This window comes from Aquabacterium sp. UBA2148 (genome assembly GCF_002328915.1).
Lineage (GTDB): Bacteria > Pseudomonadota > Gammaproteobacteria > Burkholderiales > Burkholderiaceae_C > Aquabacterium > Aquabacterium parvum.
On record NZ_DCXA01000164.1, the window covers coordinates 7,561 to 11,022 of the forward strand.

A 3,462-nucleotide genomic window follows, 5' to 3' on the forward strand; every position below is an offset into this window, starting at 1 on the left:
ACGCCCCAGCAGGGCGTCGACCTGCAAGGCAGCCGCCGAGGACGACGCCGCAGCCCGGGTGTCCAGGCCCAGCTCGCGCTGTCCCACGCTCCATCCCTGGGCCAGGCCTCGGCCACGGCCTTTCTCGCCCTTGTCCCCGTCTTGCCCCAACAAAGTCAGGCCCGGTTCGGCGTCCTGCAAGGTCCCCTCGCCCGAGGCATCGCCATCGATCGAGCCTTCGGCTGGCATGGTGGGCGCGCTGGGTTGGGTCAGGCTGACCAGCCAGGCCATCATGCTGGCCGAGTCGTTGGCCTGCACATCGGTGGGGGGCGTGAGTTCGCGCACCTCGGCGACGCCCTCGCCCATGGCGGTGGTGAAGCGGGTGGTGTCTTGTGCCTTGTCGTCGATCAGCTCGGCGCGGCTGGTGGCATCGCTGCGCACGGCCTCTTGGGCCTCGTCGGTGGGCTTGGCCTGGTTCGATGCAGGCTGACGGCTGGCTGGCTTGGCTGCCTGCTCGGTGCGGGCTTTGGCCGAGCGCGCTTCCTGGCGCGCCCCCTGATTGGACGCCACGCGCTCGGGCTCGTGTGCGGCCGACGGGGTGCTGGCGCGAGCGACCTGCAGGCGCGCACCCATGTTGGGCAAGGCATTGGCGACAGGCGGTCGCACCGGCGTGGCCAGCGTGGTGGGCCGAGTGGCCTGGGCGGCCGCCAGGTTGCTCGGCTGAGCGCCCTGGTGTTGGCTCATCCAGCGGGCAAAACTTTCGGAGCCCGATTCGTCGCCCTGCTTGCCCGAAGCCATGCGCGAGAGCATGTCGGTGAGCTGGCCGGCGCTGCTGGCCTGGTTGCCGGTGTTGTTGATCGCGTTGCCCATGTGTTTCACCCCTTCAGATGGCGCCGGTCGACAGGCCTGTGGCCGAGGCGCCCAGGCTTTGCTGCAGGCGCACGCTGCGCGCGGCCATTTCGTCGGTGGCTTTCTGGTCCTGGCGGGCCTGCTTGTGCATGGCCTCTGCCTGGCGACGATCGATCAGTTGCGAGACCGCCGCCACCCGGCGCTCCCGCTCGAGGAGCAAGGCCCGCGCGCGGGCCACCTGCTGCTCGGCGTTGCCAACGCGACGGTCCTGCTCGGACACCGCGTCACCCAGCCGGGCCATGAAATCCTGATAGCAGCGCACGATCTCGACGCCGCCCGATTGCTGGAACTGCGCCTGCCAGCGCTTTTGGTAGTCCTGCCGCCAGTCGTTGAGCGACTGCGCCTGCTGACGGGCCGACTCATGGGACTTGCGGGCCGCCTCGTGGGCCGACAGGGCCGCATCGCGCTCTTTTTGCGCCGCCTCCAGCACCAACAGCAGGGACTGAATGCCACTCATGGGTCAACTCCGATTCAACAACCTTCAGGCCGCCACGATGCGGTGCAGCTCGCCGACCGCATCGCCCAGCCAGGCCGGGTCGTGCATGTCCTGCTGCAGCAGGCGCACCATGTGCGGGTGCACGCGCACCGCCTGGTCCAGGTCCATGTCGCCGCCGGGCACGTAAGCACCGAGCTGGATCAGGTCCCTCGCCTTGCTGTACTTGGACCACAGCTGGCGAAAGCGTCGCGCGTCCTCAATATGTTGCCCATCGGCGACGTTGTGCATCACCCGAGAAGCACTGCGTTCGATGTCTATTGCAGGGAAATGGCCGGATTCGGCCAGCTCGCGCGAGAGCACGATGTGGCCGTCCAGGATGGCGCGGGCCGCGTCGGCGATGGGGTCCTGCTGATCATCCCCCTCCGAGAGCACGGTGTAAAACGCCGTGATGGAGCCATGGCCATTGAGGCCGTTGCCGCTGCGCTCGACCAACTGAGGCAGCTTGGCAAAGCACGAAGGCGGATAACCTTTGGTGGCGGGCGGCTCACCGATGGCGAGCGCGATTTCACGCTGTGCCATGGCGTAGCGGGTCAGCGAATCCATCAGCAGCAGCACGTGCAGGCCCTGGTCGCGGAAGTGCTCGGCCACGGCGGTGGCGTAAGCGGCACCTTGCATGCGGGTCAACGGAGGTGCGTCGGCCGGAGCTGCCACCACCACGGAGCGGGCCAAGCCCTCTTCGCCCAGGATGTCTTCGATGAATTCCTTGACTTCGCGGCCCCGCTCGCCGATCAGGCCCACGACGATGACGTCAGCCTGGGTGTAGCGGGCCATCATGCCCAGCAGCACCGACTTGCCGACGCCCGAACCGGCGAACAGGCCGATGCGCTGACCACGGCCGACGGTCAGCATCGAATTGATGGCGCGCACGCCGGTGTCCAGCGGCAGGCGCACCGGGTCGCGCTCCATGGCGTTGATGGCACGGCGGGCCAGCGGCTCGCTGCGGATGTGCTGCAGCGGGCCCTTGCGGTCCAGCGGCACGCCTTGCGCATCGACCACGCGGCCCAGCAGGCCAGCGCCCACGGGCAGGTGACGGGTGCGGTCTTCGCTGCGGCGCCAGGGGTGGTTGGGTCGACCCAGCAAAGGGGTGTTCATCGGGATCGGGCAAGGCACCACGCGCGCGCCGCTGGCCAGGCCATGCACCTCGGCGGTCGGCATCAGGTAGGCACGGTCGCCGGTGAAGCCCACGACCTCAGCCAGCACGGGCGTCGATTCCAGGCGCGTCTCGGAGTGGATTTCGCAGACGGCGCCCACCGGCAGTCGCAGGCCCGTGGCCTCGAGCACCAGGCCCGACAGGCGCACCAGCTTGCCCTGGTTCTCCAAGGGCATGCGGGTGCTGGCGCAGGCGTCCAAGTCATCGAGGAAGCGGTTCCAGCGGTCCATCGCCACGTCGGTGCGGGCGCTCATGGGCATGTTCATGCGGGGTCCTCCTCGTTCGGTGCGCGACGGGCATCCGGCCAGGCATCGGCGTCTTCTTCGTCAAGGTTTCGGATGGGGTGCGCATCGGCCAGGCTGTGGGCCTCGTGGCCATCGTGCCAAGGGGCCTCGTAGCCCATGGCGGCGGCGGCGCGGTCCCAGCGGGCCTCGATGGCCGCGTCGATCACGGCGATGTCTGACTCGACCACGCAACCACCTCGGTTGAGCGTCACGTCGGGCACCATGCGGGCACCGCGGGCGCTCAGCATCTCGCTGAGGTGAGGCAAGGCCATGGCATGGTCTTCGGGGTGCAGGCGAACGATCACCTGACGGGCCGAGGCCAGCAAGGCGCCCAAGGCCTGCTCGGCCACGTCCACCACCAGCTCGGGGTGGATCTTCAATTCGGTGCGAACCACCTGGCGGGCCAGCTCGAGCGCCACCCCGGCGATGCGGCCGGCCAACTGCTGCTCCAGCGACTCCAGGCGCTGGTGAAAGTCGGATGCCAGCGCGCCGACCTGGTCACTCATGTGCGCGGCCATCTGCGCGGCCTGCGTCTGCTTGTAGCTCTCCAGGGCGGCCAGGCCATTGCGGTAGCCGTCCTGGTAGCCCTCCTGGCGAGCCTTGTTCACCAACTCATCCACGTTGGGAGCGGGCGGCGGGGGCGG

The 3,462-nt window shown here is 68.9% G+C and carries 4 protein-coding genes; all 4 read right to left on the reverse strand.

Annotated elements, in window-relative coordinates; all coding sequences use genetic code 11:
- Positions 1–849: hypothetical protein (locus B2W70_RS09200; protein ID WP_286745043.1), on the reverse strand; the 849-nt coding region annotated here is incomplete at its 3' end.
- 13 nt (positions 850–862) lie between these two features.
- Positions 863–1,345: a flagellar export protein FliJ gene (gene fliJ / locus B2W70_RS09205; protein ID WP_286745045.1), complete on the reverse strand. Its 483-nt coding sequence runs from the start codon at positions 1,343–1,345 to the stop codon at positions 863–865.
- Positions 1,346–1,369: 24 nt separating this feature from the next.
- On the reverse strand, positions 1,370–2,800 hold the full coding sequence (gene fliI / locus B2W70_RS09210) for a flagellar protein export ATPase FliI (RefSeq protein ID WP_286745048.1): 1,431 nt from the start codon (positions 2,798–2,800) through the stop codon (positions 1,370–1,372).
- The coding region (locus B2W70_RS09215; protein ID WP_286745051.1) for a FliH/SctL family protein at positions 2,797–3,462 on the reverse strand (666 nt) is incomplete at its 5' end. The genes fliI and B2W70_RS09215, both read right to left, overlap by 4 nt.

What these genes read in the sequence shown, in the direction of transcription:
- fliI (WP_286745048.1), bottom strand. Translation starts at nt 2,800, where the DNA reads ATGAACATGCCCATGAGCGCCCGCACCGACGTGGCGATGGACCGCTGG.
- fliJ (WP_286745045.1), bottom strand. Translation starts at nt 1,345, where the DNA reads ATGAGTGGCATTCAGTCCCTGCTGTTGGTGCTGGAGGCGGCGCAAAAA.